This window comes from Westiellopsis prolifica IICB1 (genome assembly GCF_004323185.1).
Classification (GTDB): Bacteria; Cyanobacteriota; Cyanobacteriia; order Cyanobacteriales; family Nostocaceae; genus Pelatocladus; species Pelatocladus prolificus_A.
The window spans coordinates 1,570,639-1,589,970 of record NZ_NAPS01000001.1 but is presented as its reverse complement, the minus strand read 5'-3'; the positions used below and the strand labels follow the sequence as shown (position 1 = coordinate 1,589,970).

Annotated in this window: 14 protein-coding genes and 1 pseudogene; 7 read left to right on the top strand and 8 right to left on the bottom strand. The window is 40.0% G+C overall.

The features are described 5' to 3' along the window. Positions 1–301: 301 nt before the first annotated feature. Together B4U84_RS06810 and B4U84_RS06805 are read right to left on the bottom strand one after the other, a co-directional pair. Complete coding sequence (locus B4U84_RS06810) at positions 302–631, bottom strand: type II toxin-antitoxin system PemK/MazF family toxin (RefSeq protein WP_131116358.1); 330 nt, start codon at positions 629–631, stop codon at positions 302–304. After that, positions 615–833 carry a hypothetical protein gene (locus B4U84_RS06805; RefSeq protein WP_242677558.1) on the bottom strand — a complete coding sequence of 73 codons (219 nt, stop codon included), beginning with the start codon at positions 831–833 and terminating at the stop codon, positions 615–617. Before B4U84_RS06805 ends, B4U84_RS06810 begins: the two co-directional genes overlap by 17 nt. A gap of 146 nt (positions 834–979) precedes the next feature. Here B4U84_RS06805 and B4U84_RS06800 point away from each other — a divergent pair, with 146 nt between their 5' ends. Continuing rightward, a complete protein-coding gene (locus tag B4U84_RS06800) occupies positions 980–1,207 on the top strand; it encodes a ribbon-helix-helix domain-containing protein (protein WP_131116355.1) in 228 nt (75 codons plus the stop codon). A 181-nt stretch (positions 1,208–1,388) separates the two neighbouring features. Here the strand turns inward: B4U84_RS06800 and B4U84_RS06795 are convergent, their stop codons facing one another. From B4U84_RS06795 to B4U84_RS06780, 4 genes are all read right to left on the bottom strand, one after another. Continuing rightward, positions 1,389–1,601 (bottom strand): type II toxin-antitoxin system HicB family antitoxin, encoded by a 213-nt coding sequence (locus B4U84_RS06795; RefSeq protein WP_131116352.1) that lies wholly within the window; start codon positions 1,599–1,601, stop codon positions 1,389–1,391. Next, positions 1,585–1,740 carry a hypothetical protein gene (locus B4U84_RS31500; protein ID WP_242677631.1) on the bottom strand — a complete coding sequence of 52 codons (156 nt, stop codon included), beginning with the start codon at positions 1,738–1,740 and terminating at the stop codon, positions 1,585–1,587. The genes B4U84_RS06795 and B4U84_RS31500 overlap by 17 nt, the downstream gene beginning before the upstream one ends. 266 nt (positions 1,741–2,006) lie before the next feature. Further along, entirely contained in the window at positions 2,007–3,584 is a 1,578-nt protein-coding gene (locus B4U84_RS06785) for a hypothetical protein (protein WP_131116349.1), read from the bottom strand. A 254-nt stretch (positions 3,585–3,838) separates the two neighbouring features. After that, positions 3,839–7,825, bottom strand: a complete 3,987-nt coding sequence (locus tag B4U84_RS06780; protein ID WP_131116346.1) for a magnesium chelatase subunit H — start codon at positions 7,823–7,825, stop codon at positions 3,839–3,841. Positions 7,826–8,096: 271 nt separating this feature from the next. Here B4U84_RS06780 and B4U84_RS06775 point away from each other — a divergent pair, with 271 nt between their 5' ends. Then, on the top strand, positions 8,097–9,443 hold the full coding sequence (locus B4U84_RS06775) for a glycosyltransferase family protein (protein WP_131116343.1): 1,347 nt from the start codon (positions 8,097–8,099) through the stop codon (positions 9,441–9,443). Positions 9,444–9,547: 104 nt separating this feature from the next. Here B4U84_RS06775 and B4U84_RS06770 read toward each other — a convergent pair whose 3' ends face one another. Then, complete coding sequence (locus tag B4U84_RS06770; RefSeq protein WP_017309108.1) at positions 9,548–9,937, bottom strand: hypothetical protein; 390 nt, start codon at positions 9,935–9,937, stop codon at positions 9,548–9,550. A 194-nt stretch (positions 9,938–10,131) separates the two neighbouring features. Next, the gene (locus tag B4U84_RS06765; protein WP_017309109.1) at positions 10,132–10,965 is read right to left on the bottom strand and encodes a fasciclin domain-containing protein; all 834 of its coding nucleotides are present in this window, start codon (positions 10,963–10,965) and stop codon (positions 10,132–10,134) included. A gap of 734 nt (positions 10,966–11,699) precedes the next feature. Here B4U84_RS06765 and B4U84_RS06760 point away from each other — a divergent pair. The 5 genes and pseudogenes from B4U84_RS06760 to B4U84_RS06745 form a co-directional block, all read left to right on the top strand. Next, positions 11,700–12,497, top strand: coding sequence for a glutathione S-transferase family protein (locus B4U84_RS06760; protein WP_131116340.1), 798 nt, complete (start codon positions 11,700–11,702; stop codon positions 12,495–12,497). A gap of 196 nt (positions 12,498–12,693) precedes the next feature. Next, positions 12,694–14,439 carry a helicase HerA domain-containing protein gene (locus tag B4U84_RS06755; protein WP_131116336.1) on the top strand — a complete coding sequence of 582 codons (1,746 nt, stop codon included), beginning with the start codon at positions 12,694–12,696 and terminating at the stop codon, positions 14,437–14,439. Between the two features lie 78 nt (positions 14,440–14,517). Then, positions 14,518–14,856 (top strand): SMR family transporter, encoded by a 339-nt coding sequence (locus B4U84_RS06750; RefSeq protein WP_131116334.1) that lies wholly within the window; start codon positions 14,518–14,520, stop codon positions 14,854–14,856. Positions 14,857–15,179: 323 nt separating this feature from the next. Continuing rightward, positions 15,180–16,246 (top strand): annotated as a pseudogene (locus B4U84_RS31495) (DUF2157 domain-containing protein); the annotation flags it as partial. 1 nt (position 16,247) lies between these two features. Then, the coding region (locus tag B4U84_RS06745; protein WP_242677557.1) for a DUF2157 domain-containing protein at positions 16,248–19,235 on the top strand (2,988 nt) is incomplete at its 5' end. Positions 19,236–19,332 lie beyond the last annotated feature (97 nt).

Below are 19,332 nucleotides of genomic sequence, written 5' to 3'. Positions count from 1 at the left end.
GCTCACCGAAATGATTTTTGTGTGCGCCGAAATGATTTTTGTGTGCGCCGAAATGATTTTTGGGTTCGGCGAAATGATTTCTGGGTTCGGCGAAATGATTTTTGGGTTCGGCGAAATGATTTTTGGGTTCACATTTTGGGTAAAGTAAAGTGAAAGCGATCGCCTTGCAGAAAATATCAAAAATCAGGCAATTCTCCAAAGGAGACGCTACGCGAACGCATTTTGGGTAAAGTGAGAGCGATCGCTTTTTTTATGCATTCAATTCTCAATTTTGCGAAGTTGCTAATACTACTGCGACGCATTACAACCCCAACCAACCTCGCAACGATTGCTCTAGCATTTCAGCATCAGCATCAGCTAACTTGCCGATCACTTTTACAACCAAGCTTTCATGCACCGTATATAAACCTCTCTTGACTGCTGTGGCGACGTTTAGACCTGCTGCTCCCCACTCAGACAACACAAACTCACCTTCTAGTAATGCTCCAGTTTTGCTTGTCAAAGGTGTGATTAGGACATCTTGAGAAACGTGTGGCGCACTTACCACAACCGCAGGTCTAATCTTGGAAGTGGACAAATCTGAAAAGGGATACTGAACCAAAATGATGTCATTTTTAGAGTAGCTGGGCATAGACATCATCATCAGGATTATCCCAAACTGCATCCAGTGATATTTGACTGGCTTGAAGCCAAAATTCAGTTTCATCATCAGGAAGCAATGTCACTAGTACTCTTGTTCCTTCTGATAATTCCGCTGACTCCAGAAGTTCTATTTTTCCTTGCCGAACAGTAGCCCAAAGCGTTTTTAGCATATCCGTTTTATGAATAGTCATGCTTTGATTTTATGCTGCCATGCCTAACAGAGCGATCGCATTTTGGGTAAAGTGAGAGCGATTCTCCAAAGGAGACGCTAGGCGATCGCGCTGATCTTGCCATATTGTTATGATCAATTTGTTGTTAGTGAAAAAAAGTTTATCTTGTGGATGCTACATTTAACTGGAAACCAGAACAGACTTTACTAGAAAAATTAATCACTCTCGCTCATCAAAGAGGTCAATCTCCTGAATCAATAGTCAATGAAGCAGTTAAGCTATACCTGGAAACCGAATCGCCAAAATCGAATGTTACCTGTGATTCTGACCCATTAGTAGGCTTATTTGCAAGTGTCAATGACCTCGCCATAAACTCATTCGAGATTTTGCCTTGAATCAAGTTAAGCCAGGAAATACGTAGAGTGTTTCAATACTGGATATGTATTTTTTGTAACTTAACATGGTTTTATCAATAATTGATATCATAATATTATTAAAAAAGCGATCGCACAGTGGAGAAGATAAGAGCGATTCTCCAAAGGAGACGCTAGGCGATCGTACTTTAGCATTTATCCATTAGGCAGACATCAAACGCTGTTTTGGTTCAGGAATTGAACGTCCTAATTCTTGAGCAGTTTCAATCCACTCCTGCATAATAATTTCTACATTTTGTAGTGCTTCTTGATAAGTTTCACCATCAGCAGCACAACCAGGTAATTCTGGGACTTCAGCAATAAATGCTTGATCTTCTTCACTCCAGTAAATAATAATTTCATAACGAAGCGTCATCTTGACCTCCTAGCTGGTATTTAAAAATCACCTCACGAACTTGTTTCACCTGATAGGCTTTAGCTTTTCCTTGCTTAGGTTGAAGGTTTAAGATTTCTTCAATGCCTTCTCTAGTATAAATGTGGTGACTACCACGAATACGTTCATCAAAACCTAGTCGGCTTAAGAGTTGGCACAGTTGCTCAAAGGGAATGTTTGCATCAGATGTACCTGATTAGGATTTTAGCTAGAAGTTTATCTTGTTGACTCACGATTTCTAATATTCGCTGGTGGCATGTATTGTAGAGTGCGATCGCGCTGTAGAGAAGATGAGAGCGATCATACTTTACCATTCATCAATTAGGCAAAAATAAAACGCTGTCTTGGTTCATTGAAATTTATCAGTAATTTAGTGTATAAATTAGATTAATAATTATTTAACCAGAACCAAATATTAGTGAATAATTTTTGTCTAATCTCTTCTGGAATTAGAGTAACAATAGTGAGGAAAGTAACTGCTATTGAAAGCCAAAAGGTAGCTTGCTGAATCCTATAATTTAGCGTGATTGTTTTATAAGTTAAAATCTGTTCATAAGATAACTTCAAAATACTAAGTTGATGTTCACAGAATTTTCTGATTCTATCAATACGATACTTTATCTCATCTCTTAAAAGACCTGAATCATTCTCGTGATGTTTTTCCCTCGACATTGCTGCTGCTTCTTTACATATATAGTTCAAAAATAATTCTTCATTTACTCCTGCCCAAATCCTTGAATGCTGAAAGTAAAAACCGTTAATTTTTACCATTTTAGAGATTGCTGACTTTAACTTTGCAAGTGTAATTTTTCCTTGCATTTGACTACTTAAATGTGGTTCTAGCTCAGTTTTTAGATCTATAATTATGTCCTCTAAAACGTTATAGAAATGTTCTAAAGCTAATAGCGATAGTAAATCATGAAGCCTATCACTAATTGCTCCCGATGGTGATTGCCAGTAATCTTTATAGAGTACATCCTTCGATTTATCATAATCGACTAAACTGATTAATACTTGGTAACTGGGATAACTTTCATAAAACAGCTCATTCCTATCTACTTGATAAAAATTCCACCAATTACTATTACTGTCTTTATAAACTGGATGTATTTTGAAAGGATTTCCTAAGCTGTCAAAAAAGTTGCAGCAGGCTCTGAATTCGTTAGAAGTCTTTAAAAGATGTTGTTTTTCAGGAATTTCACGCAAAGAAATATTTGTCTTAAGAACTTCAATACAGGGCAAATAACCAAAAGAGGAAAGACCAACACCGAAGTTTTTTCTAAACAGAAGTACAATACTTCTGTTTATCTCTAAGAAAAATTCCTCAAGCTCGGCCTTCCTAACACGCCAAGGTGGAAGTGTAGATAAGGAAATACTTCCATAATTAAAGTTAAAGCCTAAGATTTCATTTTGAGGGCATGGAATTCTTTTAATTAATGTAATAAATTTACGAATAAGTTCATTAGATGGTTTAACAATAATGGATAGAACAATGAAAGAGGGAGCAATATAATTTAGATGAATATTGGCACTTTGTATAAACCTTAGTAATTTATCATTTATTCTATTTTTAAATGAAAATGTGCCGACATTAATGAATGAAGCACCTCCAGATCCAGAATTATATATATCACTAAACCATTGATTAAGGTTTTCTTTATCACCGATGGGAAATGAAGAGTAGTTCGAGAGTAACTTATTTAAACCTTGTTGAAGCTTAGGAAAATCTTCCGAAAAAAATAAATCGGAGAAGCCAACTTGATCTAACTCAACTTCTAACTCACTTGGACAAGCTATCAATTCATCATTGTGAGGGTATAACTTATACTCTGCGTGGCGTTTTAAAGACTCCAAGAATTTCAGCTTGGGATTTTCAAGCTTATCTGAAAATTCAAGTATTCTTTTCGTTCCCTTTATTCGTAGTGATTGCCAAAATGTTCTCTTGGGCTTAGACCGATTCCGCATACATATAACTCTAAAATCTATTTCTCTTAATCTATTGCAAGAAATATAAAAATTGCTATATCTCCTTTATTGTTTAATGGATTCTTATATATCTTTTTTTCTTTCATAATAAGCAGCATCCTAAAGATTATGTAAACAGTATGGGAATAGTTGCCGCTAACTAAATTGGCTTTCTACATCCAGTAAAAAGTCAAAAAATGCAGAAGGCACGGTATCAACGTGCCTCCTAGCTTATTTATTGGTTATGTATAAACCTACTCAATTCCCTCAATCCTGTCCTCAACCTCCTGGTACAACTCACGCAATTTCTCCAAATTACTCTCGCTTGTCTCCCAATAACCACGTCCATTTACTTCCAACAAAGTCGATACAATCTTGCGGAAAGAATGGGGGTTCATGTTCATCAACCGCTTTTGCATCTCTTCATCGTGGATAAACGTGGTGTTCACATCCTCGTAAACCCAGTTATCAACAGCGCCAGCAGTCGCACTCCAACCCATTGTGTTTACCAAGCGTTTGGAGAGTTCGCGCACACCTTCGTAACCGTGAGATAGCATTCCCTCGTACCATTTGGGATTTAATAATTTAGTACGAGCATCCAAACGTACGGTTTCTGATAAAGTCCGCACTTGAGCGTTAGCTGTCGTCGTGTCTGCAATGTAAGATGCTGGTGTTTTACCATCACCACGCAGACTTGCGACAACCTTAGTGGGATCAGAATCGAAGTAATGAGAAACGTCAGTTAAGCTAATTTCGGAAGAGTCGAGGTTTTGGAAAGTCATCTCCGCAGTTTTGAGAGTACTTTCAAAAATCTTGCGGGATTCATCCATTGTACCGGGGTTATCGGCACTGAAAGCAAAGGATTTGCGGTTCAAGTACATTTCTTGCAATTCTGCTTCACTTTCCCAAGTGCTGTTTTCTACCGCCAAGTTGATGTTGGACGAATAGGAACCAGAAGCGTTGGAGAAAACGCGGGTTGCTGCTTGACGCAGATTTATCCCCATTTCCTGGGCTTGTTGCAAAGCATGTTTGCGGACGTAGTTCATTTCCAGAGGTTCATCTGCTTCCGCAGCCATTTTCACAGCTTGGTCTAGCAGGTTCATCTGGTTGATAAACAAGTCGCGGAATACGCCAGAACAGTTAATCACTACGTCAATTCTTGGACGTCCCAATTCTTGTAGAGGTATTAACTCTAACTTGTTGACTCGTCCCAAAGCATCGGGAACTGGACGCGCACCCACCATCCACATGATTTGTGCCAGTGATTCTCCGTAGGTTTTGATATTGTCGGTTCCCCAAAGCACAGAGGCAATAGTTTCAGGATAATTACCACCGTTTTCGGATCTGTGTCTTGCCAGTAGCCTATCGACAACGATTTTGGCTGATTGGACTGCCGCTTGTGTCGGGATAGATTGTGGATCAAGGGCGTGTATATTTTTACCTGTTGGTAAGACATCTGGGTTACGGATCGGGTCGCCACCAGGGCCAGGTAAAACGTACTCACCTTCTAAACCTTGGAGTAATCCACCAAGTTCGTTGTCGGCGCAAACTTGCTGCAAACAGAATTCTAAATATTCAAATACTGGTTTGAGTGCAGCAGTATCAACCTTGGTGTAACCTGCTTGATGCAGTGCTTCTACCCAAGGTTCTTTTTTGCCCATATTAAAGAAATTCAGCTTGGAAACAAAGGAAACTCTACCTTCAGCGTCAGTTTGTTCTTGCACAAGGGCGGAAACTGCGGCGCGAGTTGCCATTGTAATATCTTGCAGCAGTTGGACATCTTCTAAAATGCCGCGATCGCTATTTTTGTAAATTTCGTCGATGTCGCGTCCTACACTGTTAGCAATAATCCGGGGTAGGCTTTGAATTTCTTCTTCTGGACGATCTAAACCAGCAATATTCACCAGAGTCGCCACTGCTTCTTCTGCGCTCGGAGGTTTACCAATTACATGTAAACCGCAAGGTAACAGCCGCGATTCTATTTCCATTAATTTACGGTAGACCATACCAACGATATTATCGCGGTCTTCAGCCGACATATCTTTAGCATCGGTTTCCGGCAAATTAATATCTTTGTCCAAGTTCACCATTCGGCACTTGTCCATAATGGTGTTGACAATGGGAATACCGCGTCCGGTGTCTTTTAAGGTTTGGTAAGAAGCAATTAAATCACTGAGTTCTTTCAAACCTTTGTACAAGCCAGCATTTTCCGCAGGCGGAGTTAGGTAAGAAATAGTTTCTGCATAGCCGCGACGTTTCGCAATTGTGGCTTCGCTGGGGTTATTGGCTGCGTAATAATACAGATTCGGAATTGTGCCAATTAAGTTATCGGGGTAACATTCACCAGACATACCCATTTGTTTACCTGGCATAAATTCCAAGGAACCGTGAGTACCAAAGTGTAACACAGCGTCAGCTTGCCAAACCCTTTCTAAGTAGGTGTAGTAAGCAGCAAAACCATGATGGGGACTCGCGGAACGGGAGAACAACAGCCGCATCGGATCGCCTTCGTAACCAAAGGTAGGCTGAACACCGATAAAGACATTGCCAAATTGTTTGCCGTAAATTAGCAGGTTTTGTCCATCGCTGTTAAGATGTCCTGGTGGTGATCCCCAATTTTCTTCTAAACGTTGCGAATAAGGGGTGAGTGCTTCATACTCAGGTACAGACATCCGATAGGCTATGTTCAATTCTGGACTGCTGTACTGGGCTTGAGCATCGTGGATGACTTCTTGCATCAAGGCTTGGGCATTTTCTGGCAAGTCTGGCAGATCATAGCCATTGTTTTTGAGGGCTTTCATCACCTCGTAGATGGAACCAAACACATCTAAGTAAGCTGCGGTTCCCACATTACCTTTATCTGGGGGAAAGCTGAAAACTGTAATCGCAACTTTCTTTGTGAGCTTGGGTTTACGACGCAGGTTTGCCCATTTAAAGGCGCGTTGGGCGACTGCTTCAATTCGGTCTTGGAGAGCGATCGCTTTACCTGTTGTCCCATCCCTACCTGATAATATAATCGGTTCAATTGCCCCATCCAATTCTGGAATAGCAATTTGCAACGCCACCTGAATCGGGTGTAAGCCCAAATCGCTATCCATCCACTCTTCCGTAGTTTGGAAAACCAGTGGCAAAGCTACCATATAAGGACGATTTAAGCGCTTAAGGGCTTCAATTGCTTTCGGATGATCTTGACGTGCTGGTCCACCTACCAATGCAAAACCTGTCAAAGATACTACACCATCGACTAGGGCTTTTTTGGTAGTTGGTTCATAGAAGTAAGCATCTACAGGTTTAGAAAAGTCCAAACCACCAGCAAATACAGGAATTACCCGTGCGCCCATCGCTTCTAATTCCTGCACCATTGCTACGTAGTGAGCATCATCACCTGTAACTAGGTGGGTACGCTGCAAAACTAAGCCGATGCAGGGTGCTAAGGGATCTTTTAAATCTTTGGAAATATCTTTACGGCTGTTGTACCAGTTGAGATATTCTCGGACATCCTCAAACATTGTCATTGACAAAGGATGCCAAATACCCATATCTGGGTAAACAACGGGTGGTTCGTATTGTAGAGACGTTAGATTTAACGTCTCTACATTTTTCAATACATATTTATCAGCTAGCATCAGCAAGAAGTTTTCCAGGTTTTCTGGCGAACCTCCCAGCCAATACTGAAAGCTCAACATGAAATTTCTCGCGTCCTGTGCTTTTTCCATTGGTAGGAACTTCAGCACTTGGGGCAGAGTCCTTAACAATTTGAGCATCGCATCTTCAAACCCAGCGCCGGATTTCTCCTTACGCTTACGCATGAATTGCGAAATAACACTCTTTGATTGTCCCAACTGTGACATTGAAAAGCTGCCCATTTTGTTGAGGCGCATCACTTCTGGCATAGATGGGAAAACGACAGCAACATCAAGGCGATCGCGATGGGGTTGTACTGCTGCTGCTACTTTCTGAGCTAAGTCTTCAATAAAAATTAGTGAGGCGATAAATATATTGGCATTCTCGACATCTTTTTTGAACTCCTCGTAGTTTTCTGGCGAACGAAGTTCTTCAATCAAGTAGCCGCTGATCTCAATCGCCACGTTAGGATGGTTTTTGTTAATGACCCTTACCGCTTGTGACAATGCACTCTGGTATTGGGACTCTAACACGACATAGACCACCTTAATTAAATGCCGCCCTCGCAGATCATCAGGCGCAATATGTCTAATGGTGGACTTGACGTGGGTGAACATGCTTCCTCGGCTCCTTTGATGCGTGTTCTCTACTCTATCGGCAATCTCAGTCTTTTTTTATCAGAAAAAGCTTACTGCATGGCGATTTTGTCGCCTATCTGACACAAAAAGATATAAACAACGAAACATATTGTTACAGTTTTTGACGAATTAAAAAAGTATTTACTCATATTTTGTAAATATTTTGTTACAAAATCAGATTATTTATCATATTTAGCTCAATAAGTGGAATTCTAATAACCACTAAGTCTTTACAATTAATCATTGACCAATGAATTTTGACATATTAATTCTTTCTAATGGCCCTGGTGAAGTAACTACATGGGTACGTCCTGTAGTCAAGTCATTACGACAAAAATTCACAGATGAGCGATTCTCCAAAGGAGACGCTACACTAACGCCCATCAGAATATCAGTTGTTCTCTCGCCTTGTCCCAACGCCAGTGGAAAAGAAGCCGAAATCGCCCGTTCTTATCCAGAAGTAGACAGAGTACAGTCAGCAGAGCATTTCTGGAAATTTTTGCTTTGGGGAAAAACTGATGAAAATTGGGATTGGAGAAGTCAGGGAGTAGTCGTTTTTCTGGGTGGGGATCAAATTTTTCCGGTAGTAATAGCTAAAAGACTTGGTTATCGTAGCGTGGTGTATGCAGAGTGGGAAGCACGTTGGCATAATTTGATTGATCGTTTTGGCGTCATGAAACCAGAAGTTGCAGCTAAAGTATCAGCCAAGTACGCCCACAAATTTACAGTTGTGGGAGATTTGATGGCGGAAGTCGGTTCGGAAGTAAGGGGACAAGGGGGACAAGGGGGACAAGGAAGAATTTCTCCTTTGTTTTCCTCATCTGCTTTGTCTTCCAGTCTTCCTCTCTCCTCGTCAATCGAAGTAATTGGAATTTTACCTGGTTCCAAGCCGGCAAAATTAGCACAGGGAGTACCTTTGACGCTGGCGATCGCAGAACATGTTCAAGCTCAAAGACCACAAACAAAGTTTTTCATTCCTGTAGCGCCAACTCTGAATTTACAAACTTTAGTGAGTTTTGCCAATCCTGAGAAAAACCCTTATACAGAAACTTTTGGTGGAGTTTCAGCCCAATTAATTAACTCTGAATCTCCTATTTTGAAAACCTCAAAAGGTTTAACTGTAGAATTGATCACTCATCACCCAGCCTACGATATACTATCCCAGTGCCAGATTTGCTTAACTACCGTAGGTGCAAATACAGCCGAACTTGGTTCCTTAGCTGTACCAATGATTGTTTTGCTACCGACTCAACAACTAGATGCTATGCGATCTTGGGATGGTTTGCCAGGAATTTTGGCAAATTTACCAGGAGTTGGTACGAGTTTTGCTAAGTTAATTAACTGGATATTTTTGCAGCGTAAAGGTTTATTAGCATGGCCTAATATCTGGGCAAAATCAGAAGTAGTACCAGAATTAGTTGGTAAACTTCAACCGCAAGAAGTGGCAAAAATGGTTTTAGATTTTTTGAATCATCCAGAAAAATTAGACAAAATACGGGGGAAACTGCAAAGTATTAGGGGAGAAAGTGGTGCAGCGGATAAATTAGCAGAATTGGTGTATGAAGAGATGGAAAAATACCAAAAATTAGTAAATTGAAACACAAAGACACATAGACGCGGAGCGGCTACTTGCAGAAGTCGCTTACGCGCCTACCCGTAAGGGTAGACACGAAGAGTTCTGATTCATCTTTTCTCTGTTTTTTAATCTCCTGAAGACTCTCCATCTCGCCGTCCCAATTCGTACACACCACAACCGATGCAGGCTAATATTCCCATACTTATTGACCAACTAGAGCCTAGACTTAATTCCACACCCCAGTTACATAAAGCGCCAATCAGAAGGAAGGGTATGATGCTAAATACTGAGGCGTAAAAGGCGTTTTGTGATTCTCTTGCCTGACGAGTTTTTTCAAATTCTGATTTACTAGTGTAGAGCGATCGCTCGGCAAAATTGAACCAACGGTTAAGTTGTTCGATAATCCATCGACTGACTGGTGAAAAACCTAAATATAGGGCCAAAGACCACAAACTTGCGCCGGCAATAGCTACTGTATCTAAGTCAAAGCTAAAAGGAAACATTTCAGTCAGCATCGTTGTGTCAGAGTCCTGCAAAGGGCCAAATGGTCAAATGTAGCTTCTATTTAATATCATTTAACATCATTTAAACTCTTAAGAAATTTTAATTGCGAACACGGGAACACAAGGGAGTGTGGGGGTGTGGGGAGACAAGGGAGACAAGGGAGAGAATAATCCCCTTTCCCCTTTCCCCGATCCCCAATCCCCAATTACAAATCAGGTGGCAAAATTACAGTATCAATTACATGAATGACGCCGTTACTACCTTTGATATCTGCTTGAATGACTTTGGCGTCGTTGACCATTACATTTTTGGGGTCATTAACCTTGACGTTGATAGGGCCACCTTCAACGCTTTTGACTTCGCCAGACTTTAAATTACTGGATAATACTTGACCAGATACTACATGGTAAGTCAATATTTTCACCAATACTTCTTTATTCTCTGGCTTTAACAATTCTTGTAGTACATCTTGTGGCAGTTTTGCAAAAGCTGCATCAGTAGGAGCAAATACTGTGAATGGTCCTTGACTTTGCAGAATGTCTACCAATCCAGCTGCTTTTAAAGCTTTGGTTAACACTGTAAATTCTTTATTTGATTCTGTCAGTGCTAATAATGTCTCGCTTCCAGTACCTGCTGCTGGTGGTGGGGGTGGTGTGGTTTCTGTTCCTGGTGTTGAAGGTACAGTTTGAGGAGTGGTAGGTTCAACTGGTGTCTGTTGACTAGGTGTGCTGCGGCGATTATATGGTGGTTCGTTGAAAATACTAGGACTAGGATTTAGTCGCCCACCTCCACTGTTGTTTTGTGCTACTGTGTTTTGAGTTGGGGTATTGCTCTTTGTTTGTTTTACAGATTTATCGAGTGTGTAGCCAGGATTTGCTAAAATTCTTTGACTACGATTATAGGGTGCTTCTTGGAAAATAGTAGGATTAGAATTTAATATTTCGTTTGCTCCTACAGGTAAACCAATGAGTAAACTGATACCTGTTACTCCTGCCACACCAGCTAATTTACTCAAAAAATTGCTATAATCTACGTTCATAAATTTTGTTTGGCTTTAATTTTACACATTACATAAAGACTTATAACATTTCGCTACACAAAAAATCTAACTACAGAAATAGGATTTTTTATCATTAGGGTAGATGTGTAATTAGAAATTAATATTTTTTGATTTGCTGTCATTGAGAATGAGCAAATTTTATTTAAGAGAAATAAAATTGGATCGGGCAATAGAACAATGATCATTGGTCATTTGTAGAGACGTGAGGAACATTGCGTCTGTGTACAAGAGAGTGGATAAATCTTGGGGCTCTATCCTGATAAGCTGATGTGCGCTTAGATTAAATATTCTTGCGTTAGGACTGTCCAGGGTCAAGAGTCCAAAGTCCAAAATCCAAGCTAGTCTTTGACTCTGGACTCTTGACTTTTGACAACCTGATCGCAAAATATACAATTTAAATGCATAACAGCTTATCTTGCACCAACCCCGTATCCCGCCTCAGAATTAATTCTGAGGCTAATAACATAAGTCCGTTAAAACGGACTCAAACATCGTCCTAGTCAGATTTATCTGACTTTAGCTATTAGCCAATAAATTTATTTGTTGGCGGGATGAAAAGCTGATGCAAGATATGAGTATCCGCAATTTAAAATCCACGCGTCCAAAATCCCATGACTATTGACATCGAAATTTTAGAGGAATATCAGTAAAATTAATTTTTGTAAAGTTAAAATTGTAAAGTAAAATAACACACTAATTGCGGGATTGGGAAAATGCTGGAACTGTACCAATTTGAACTATCTCAATACTCAGAAAAAGTTCGTTTGATTCTTGATTATAAAGGTCTACAATATCGCAAAATAGAAGTTACACCCGGAATTGGACAAGTAGAGCTTTTTCGCCTCACTGGTCAACGACAAGTACCTGTTCTCAAGGATGGTTATAACTATATTTCTGATTCTACGGAGATAGCTAAGTATTTAGACATACATTATCCTGAACGCCCAATTATACCTCAAGATGGTAAACAACGGGGTTTATGCTTAATGATGGAAGAATGGGCGGATGAATCAATTGGTATCAAAGGACGCAAAGGTCTTTTTTCTGCCATTAGTCAAGATCAAAATTTCCGCAAAGCTTTACTACCGAATTCAGTTCCAGATGTTTTCAAAACTTTTGTTGGGGAAGTACCTAATGATTTCCTCAAAGTTTTAGGTTTTGGAGTCGGTTACAGTCCAGAGATAGTCCAAAAAGCGATCGCGGACTTAAAGCAAGATTTAGAAGCTTTATGTCTACTTTTAGCAGATAGTCCTTATTTATTGGGAGATCAACCGACTCTTGCTGACCTAGCAGTTGCTGGTTTATCGATATTATTAAAATTTCCCGATGGGCCTTATTTGGATCTACCATTATCTTTAAGAGGCAAAGGAGTACCTGGTTTAGCAGATAATATTGCCTATGAACGATTCTTTGATTGGCGCGATCGCCTTTATGCCGAATTTCGTAAACCACTCATAGGTTTTACACCAAATTCAGGTACAACTGCACCGACTTCGATTGAAATTGAGTGATTAGTCATTTGTCATTGGTAGAGACGCGATAAATCGCGTCTTTACAGTAGTTATGGGTCATTGGTAGAGACGCGATCAATCGCGTCTTTACAATAGTCATTGGTTTTTAACTGCTAACGACTAACTACTAACCAATATCTACCAACTATCAACGATTTCAACATAGAATAAGGCACGTAAGTATGTAATTAAGGCGATGACTTTAGGACAACCATTAGGTTCAGTTACTCAAGGTTCCCTAACAGGTGGATTAGAAGTACGATTGCATCCTGATATCTTGGTTGAAGATATGCGAGTCGGTAAATTTTTAGTGGTGCAAGGGATGCGATCGCGCTTTTTCTGTATGCTTACAGATGTAGCACTGGGAACTGCGAACCAAAGAATTATTGCCAATCCTCCCAGTTGGGAGGATACTTTTTTACGAGAAGTTTTAGCTGGAAGTGGTACTTACGGTACTATTACTCTCGCACCAATGTTGATGTTTACTCCACCTCTAGAAGCTGGAGAGATGGAGGAATTGGAAAATGGGAAAAATGGGACAAAACCAGCATCAACGTCTCAAAAGATGAGTTCATTGGCATCATTTCAACCACAAACAAGCACAACCATGGAATTGATGCCAGTGAAAACTATTCCTAGTCATTTTAGCCAAGTTTATGATGCTTCGGTAGAAGATTTTCGTCGCGTCTTTGGTTGGGAAGATGATCCGCAAAGAAAAAATTTCTCCATCGGGAAACCGCTAGATATGGATGTACCAGTGTGTCTAGATTTAAACCGTTTTGTGGAACGTAGTAATGGTGTTTTTGGTAAATCTGGAACTGGTAAATCTTTTTTAACTAGATTACTTTTAGCTGGGACAATTCGCAAAAATGCGGCAGTAAACTTAATATTTGATATGCATTCTGAATATGGCTGGGAAGCTGTTTCAGAAGGTAAACAATTTAGTACGGTTAAAGGTTTAAAGCAATTATTTCCTAGTAAAGTAGAAGTATATACTCTCGACCCCGAATCTACAAAACGGCGTGGTGTTCCTCACGCGCAAGAACTTTATCTCAGTTACGACCAAATAGAAGTAGAAGATATTAAATTATGCTCTCGTGATTTAGGGCTTTCAGATGCGAGCATAGATAATGCGAATATTCTTTTTGCTGAGTTCGGTAAGTCTTGGATTCTGCAATTGTTGAGTATGACAAATGAAGAAATCAAGCTGCTGTGTGAAGAGAAGCGAGGACACCAGGGTTCAATTACCGCCTTACAGCGCAAACTGTTTCGTCTAGAAAATTTAAAATACATGCGTGCGGCTTGTCCGCATAATTATGTTAATCAGGTTTTGCGATCGCTTGAAGCAGGTAAAAACGTCGTCATTGAGTTTGGTTCGCAATCGGATATGCTTTCTTACATGTTGGTGACAAATATGATCACTCGTCGTATTCACCAACATTACGTCGCTAAAGCTGAAAAGTTTTTACAGACAAAAAATCCCAACGATAAACCAACCCAGCTGATGATTACTATCGAAGAAGCCCACCGCTTCTTAGATCCTGCCATAGTCCAGAGTACTATTTTTGGGACAATCGCTCGTGAAATGCGGAAGTATTTCGTCACACTGTTGGTAGTTGATCAGCGTCCATCTGGAATTGATAATGAAGTCATGTCCCAGATTGGAACTCGTGTTACCGCTTTGCTAAACGATGAAAAAGATATCGACGCCATTTTTACAGGTGTAGCTGGTGCTGGTGCTTTAAAATCGGTTTTGGCAAAGTTAGATTCTAAGCAACAAGCTTTAATTTTAGGTCATGCTGTACCAATGCCGGTAGTAGTGCGTACTCGTCCTTACGATTCCGTTTTCTATGCAGAAATTGGCGATACTGTTTGGGAAGAAAGATCAGATGAGGAGGTTTTTGCTGCTGCGGAATTGGCGAAGGCTGATTTAGGGTTTTAATTCTTTCGCTAAAACATCAAGGTTGGATAAAATAAATTTTACCTAAAAAAATAATGAATTTAGGGAGCAATAATCATCGTGCTTAATCATATATTTTTTAGTTTTTTGATTTTAGTTACAGTTGCTTTAAATACTGTAGCTCAAACTTTTTTGAAATTAGGCTCAGGTCAAAATCTCTTGAATATCTATTTATTTGGAGGAATTGGTCTCTACTTTTTAAGTACAATTGTTTATATAAAAGTTTTAGGACAATTTAATTTATCTATTGCTTATCCTGTAGTCATTGGATTGACTGTGGTGGCTACAACCATAGCAGGTTCTATACTTCTTCAAGAAAAAGTATCGCCTACTCAGTGGATTGGAGTTGGTTTACTCATGAGTGGAATTTGGGCGATCGCTGTAGGTAAAAGTATGTGAAGTGACAGATATAGCGAAAACAATCATATGAGAATATTAAGCACCGGGTGGTCTAATTCTTTTTTATATGCAGGTGTTCCCTGGTATTTAGTGTTACTTTTGGTCACTCCTTTCTTGATTTTGATGTCTGTCTCAGCACGAAATATTTTTCGTTATCAAGTAAATAATTAAAAGTTTGCAAAAGTTTGTAGTCAGGACTTTAGTCCTTTTTTAGCACCAAAACAAAAATTAACGAAAGTCAGCAGCATAAGTGGCACAGCTAGAGCGAAAATATATTTGGAAAAACTGATGATTTAAGTATCTTAGCTGTATTGCTACTGCTTATGTCATCCCCGGTTGATCGTCCGCTCAAAATTGAAGTCAGGTTGCCATCTTACCATCCGCAGTTATTACAGGGACTCGATACCTGGCTGCATTTGGGCTTGATATCTGATGTCCAAGTTAGGCAACTGTGTCGAGAGTATCTTGTTTGCAACTTAGTATTAGAACCTCAAATTCAACCTGAACCAGAAAAAGCAAGTGTCACATCTAAGGCTGTACAATTATCTGTAGATGCGATCGCACCAGAACCAGTCAAACCGAATTTTGCATCAGAAATATTGCAGTCACTGCTATCAGAATTAAGTGTGCGTTGGCTGCTATTTTTGGGAGTATTTCTGGTAGTGCTGTCTTCAGGAGTCCTTGCAGCTAGTCAGTGGGAAAGATTTCCCGCAGCTGGACAGTATGGAGTTTTGTTTGCTTATACCCTGAGTTTTGGGGGAATGAGTTTTTGGACAGCTAAACAAAGTAATTTAAGACTCACAGCGCAGACATTGTTAATTGTCACGCTTTTGTTAGTACCGATAAATTTTTGGGCTATAGACCGCTTTGGGTTATGGCAAAATCCTGTAAATTGGATTGTAGTGGCGATCGCTGCTATTTGTCTAACTGCAATTACAGTTTTAATTGGACAAAGTCGGTTATTTACTGCGAATTTAGCCAATCAAAAATTATTTTTAGCCAATATTCTCGGATTAAGTTATCTACACTGGGGCTGGAGTTTACCCGAATTTCCCTTAATAGCGCTTTATCTAGCAGTAGTAGGAACGACTCTAATTACAGTCTACCAAACTCGTTCACTGTCACGACAAATAAATAGACAAACTGGGAATGGTATTAGTTTATCTGCCTCTGTTGTAGTTTATGCTTTGCTGGTTTTATTAATTAGGGGAATTTTCATTCACCACCTCGATGTTACTCAGTTGGGATTAGCTGTTGGTATTTGCGGATGGCTGGTGAGTTGGTTAGGATTATCAACAAATATAGAGACGTACCATGGTACAAATATAGAGACGTACCATGGTACAAATATAGAGACGTACCATGGTACAAATATAGAGACGTACCATGGNACAAATATAGAGACGTACCATGGTACAAATATAGAGACGTACCATGGTACAAATATAGAGACGTACCATGGTACAAATATAGAGACGTACCATGGTACGTCTCTACAATTACCTTGGCAACTAATCGGTGGTATCTTATTACTTCTGGGTTGGCTATTTTCAGTAGCATATCATCCTGGACAAGCAATAGCAGTAAGTGTCTTAGCTTTGTGGTTTTTTGCCCGTCGTTTGCAACTATATAACCGCCAGCGTGATTTTGTAGCTATTTTTTTCATCGGTTTAGAGACAATTTGGCTGGGATGGCGATTAGTACCTGAAGCTTTCCAAGAAAGGGCGATCGCTACAGCAACTCAACTGACCAATTCTCAAGGAGAAGCTTGGGCTTTATTAAGTATCGCTTTATTTCCCTACGTGATTTCGATGGTGATGCTGACAGACAAACTGTACTGCATTCACAGAAGAGAAATAGCTAAGTTTGGTGAACAGCTAACATTTGGTTTTGGTTGTGCGTTAACTGTAATTGCTTTAGTTAACCCAGGATTGCGATCGCTAAATCTAATTCTATCTACCATTACTTTAGCATTTGTCACCCGCAGGTACATGTATCGCAACAGAGAACCTGTTGAAGATGCTTCATCTTCATCTTTCCCTGTTTCCCCAACTTTGATATATCTGACTCATATTACCGGAGTGTTGACGCTGTGTTCAATCATTGATTGGATGTTCCCGAATCTAAGTAATGAAATTTGGGCAACAATTTTGTTAGTCATCATGGTAGGCGAGTGGCTATTTAGTCTTGGTTATGGTTGGTGGCAACGTAGTGCTTGGTATATTGGTTTAGGATTAGCTGTAATTAGTTTTTACCTACTTTGGGTGAATGCTGAATCTGTCTGGAAAAACTATGATGTTAGTAATGCCAATTGGGGATTGATTTGGTTAATTACTCCCCTGACTCTCACAGGTGTTGCTAGTCGTAGTGGTGGACGAAAGCGAGATTTAACCACTGTCTTGAGTGTCATCGGATTAGGACTTTCCCAGTTACTAACTTTACCTGTACCTACAGCCAGATTAATCGGTTTGGTAGCTGCTGCGGTTTTGATGTTTGTCAATACTAGTTTTTTAAGACACAAAAGAGTTGCGGTAATTACAGTCGGTTTTGTGTTGAGTGCGATCGCCACCTTGCTGTGGGACGTAGTACAATTGTCAGCACAGAACTGGTTTATAGTTGGGGCAATCACTATTCTGGGATTATGGTTAACTCGCGCAACTCTGCAAAATAGAGGTAATGAATTAGCAAGTATATATATAGTTGCGACGGATAGATGGGCGATCGCATTAACTGGTGTAGAGTTATTAAATTTGACACTGCACTCTGTCTTGGTTTATCAGGGTGTTGTAACTCCCGGATTGTTATATGTAGCTGCTAATGTCATGATTTTGGCAGCTATCATTTATCGTAGTTGGCGACAACCAACAAACTTTGCTTTTTATGGTATTGGTTGGTGTTTAGAATTATTAATTGCTGAATTGCTCGCTTTTGGCGATCGCTCTCTAATTCAAATTGCGATCGCTAATATTGCTTTGGGTTTATTCTCTCAATTATTTGGCGAATGGTGGCAACGCCGACACCGTTTAGAAAGATTACCCAGCAGCTTTCATATTCTCCCGTTAATTTATGCAGGTTTCAGTTTACTGCTGCGTTTAAATACTTTTACCAATTGGACAGGTTTAGCATCTTTAGGTGTAGCTGTAATTGTAATTGGAGTCGGGCGACGTCGGCAAGAATTCAAACCTCTAGTTTATCTGGGAATTCTGGGTATATCAGTTTCTGCTTATGAATTATTGTTCTATCAAATGTCGCAAGCTTCAGGGGGTGCATGGGGCGATGGTTTAATTGCTATGTCGGCTTTAGGTACAACTATAATGTATGCCTATCGTCTATTGTCGCCTTGGCTGGTCAATTATTTACGATTGACACCACAAGAATTAAAAATAATTGCTCATCTGCACTGGGCTTGGAGTAGTTTTTTATTAATAGTTGCGATCGCTGCACCTATGCAAGTTAACCGTGTCTTGGGTTTAGGAACGGGAATCTTTTTGATTCGTTATGCGATTTTTCAAGGAAGATTCCCACGACATAGAGAAGAATCTCGCACCTCAGCTATTACACCTGATGAAATCTGGGTTTACTTGGGGTTATTAGAAGTAGCGGCGATGAGGGTTTTTTGGCGAGAAACGTCTGTGGGAGAATGGTTTGCTGGCCCGTTAGTACCTTGGAATGCTGCGATCGCTTGTATAGTTGCCTATTTCCTCTATATCTTACCTTGGGAAAACTGGGGTTGGTCAAAAAGACCTTGGCAACGAGCTGCTTACATCATACCACTAATACTTTTATGGGAAACCAGGCAGACAATTCATCCGATTGCTTTGCTGTTAACAGCTGGATTTTATAGTTTCCTCGGTATAATTAGCCATCAATTTCGTGTTACTTACATCAGTGTGGTGTTGATTGATTGGGCTATTTTCCGTTGGTTTGCTGCATTCGGTTTGAATGATAGTTTATGGTATGTGACAGTCATTGGTTTATCACTACTATATATTGCCCAATTTGATCCACAACTGAGACAACCAGGGATGAAAATTAGTCGTCACTACTGGCGACTTTTGAGTAGTGGTTTAATTTGCGGATGGGCAATTTTATTTCATCAAGATACAGCTCTCATACCAGGAATTTTCAGTCTCATCGCAATTTTTGCAGGTTTAGGTTTGCGAGTGCGGGCTTTTCTTTATATTGGTACAGCTACCTTTTTGATTACTGGTTTTTATCAATTGGTGCTTTTTAGCTTGCGCTACTCATTTTTTAAATGGATTATTGGCTTAGTTGCGGGTATCATATTAATCTCTATCGCCGCCAATTTTGAAACCCATCGCGCTCAATTAAATTCTCTACTCCGCAGTACTGGCGATAAATTTCAAGATTGGGAGTAGCTATTTGTGAGAAGGCTTTTTATTCGGTAAAACGTTTATAAGAGGTAGGTTGAAAACCCCGTGCATTCATGCCGGGGATGAAAACCACGACGCAGGT

Bases quoted from the DNA above. Each gene is read 5' to 3' on its own strand.
- B4U84_RS06765 (WP_017309109.1), bottom strand. From the start codon at position 10,965: ATGAACGTAGATTATAGCAATTTTTTGAGTAAATTAGCTGGTGTGGCA.
- B4U84_RS06810 (WP_131116358.1), bottom strand. From the start codon at position 631: ATGCCCAGCTACTCTAAAAATGACATCATTTTGGTTCAGTATCCCTTT.
- B4U84_RS06805 (WP_242677558.1), bottom strand. From the start codon at position 833: ATGACTATTCATAAAACGGATATGCTAAAAACGCTTTGGGCTACTGTT.
- B4U84_RS06760 (WP_131116340.1), top strand. From the start codon at position 11,700: ATGCTGGAACTGTACCAATTTGAACTATCTCAATACTCAGAAAAAGTT.
- B4U84_RS06755 (WP_131116336.1), top strand. From the start codon at position 12,694: ATGACTTTAGGACAACCATTAGGTTCAGTTACTCAAGGTTCCCTAACA.
- B4U84_RS06770 (WP_017309108.1), bottom strand. From the start codon at position 9,937: ATGCTGACTGAAATGTTTCCTTTTAGCTTTGACTTAGATACAGTAGCT.
- B4U84_RS06775 (WP_131116343.1), top strand. From the start codon at position 8,097: ATGAATTTTGACATATTAATTCTTTCTAATGGCCCTGGTGAAGTAACT.
- B4U84_RS06795 (WP_131116352.1), bottom strand. From the start codon at position 1,601: ATGACGCTTCGTTATGAAATTATTATTTACTGGAGTGAAGAAGATCAA.
- B4U84_RS06785 (WP_131116349.1), bottom strand. From the start codon at position 3,584: ATGCGGAATCGGTCTAAGCCCAAGAGAACATTTTGGCAATCACTACGA.
- B4U84_RS06780 (WP_131116346.1), bottom strand. From the start codon at position 7,825: ATGTTCACCCACGTCAAGTCCACCATTAGACATATTGCGCCTGATGAT.